This window comes from Salinimicrobium oceani, from assembly GCF_012037645.1.
Genome location: NZ_JAAVJR010000097.1, coordinates 1 through 790, shown reverse-complemented (window position 1 = coordinate 790; position 790 = coordinate 1). Strand labels below are relative to the sequence as shown.

Genomic DNA, 790 nt, shown 5'->3' with positions numbered 1-790 from the left:
AGAAACCTTTCAGGTGAATTATTTCCAGAATGCCGCTGCTATTGTGGAACCGGGAATTGACCGCACCTTCACCTTGCAGTTGCAGGACCTTATTCAGAGCCAGACGAACCTCAACCTTACAGATTCCAACGGCGATCTTGTCTATGAAGGAGAGATCGTAGATTATTATGTATCTCCTATGAGTGCCACTGCAGAAAGTACTGCCGCTCAAAACCGGTTGACAATCGTGGTACAGGTGAGGTTCTTTAATACTTTGGATCCCGAGAAAGACCTCGACCGCAGATTCTCCTTTTATTATGACTACCCGGCAAACGCACAATTACAGGGTGCAGTTTTAGCTACCGCCCTGGAGGAGATCTTTACCCGTATCACCCAGGATATATTTAATGCAACCTTAGCGAACTGGTAATGAAACAGGAGGAAATAGTCACATTGCTGCAAGATCCCACGACCCTCAATTTTGAGGACACCAAAGCGCTGCACGAGGTTTTGCGACAGTATCCTTATTTCCAGGCCGCCCGTGCCGTTCGGTTAAAAGGCCTAAAAAACCTCAACAGCCTCCATTATAATAAAGAGCTCAAATTAACCGCTGCTCATACGGCAGACCGCGGAGTGCTTTTCGATTTTATAACTTCGGAAGAATTCAACCAGAATCAAATTGCCGAAACCATTAAAGAGCAATCCCAAAAGGAGAATCAGCCGCAAAATGCAGCCACACCTGACGAGAACATGTCTCTGGATAAGGCTCTCAGAATGAAGTATCGGGAGTCTGAACAGGTATTCGATCCGG

1 protein-coding gene and 1 pseudogene are annotated in these 790 nt (G+C 46.3%); both read left to right on the top strand.

Going from position 1 to position 790, the window contains the following annotated elements; genetic code table 11:
* Positions 1-409 (top strand): LPS assembly lipoprotein LptE (gene lptE, locus HC175_RS15630; protein WP_168139372.1); only part of this gene is annotated, 409 nt, incomplete at its 5' end.
* Positions 409-790, top strand: a pseudogene (locus tag HC175_RS15625) (hypothetical protein); the annotation flags it as partial. The gene lptE and the pseudogene HC175_RS15625, both read left to right, overlap by 1 nt.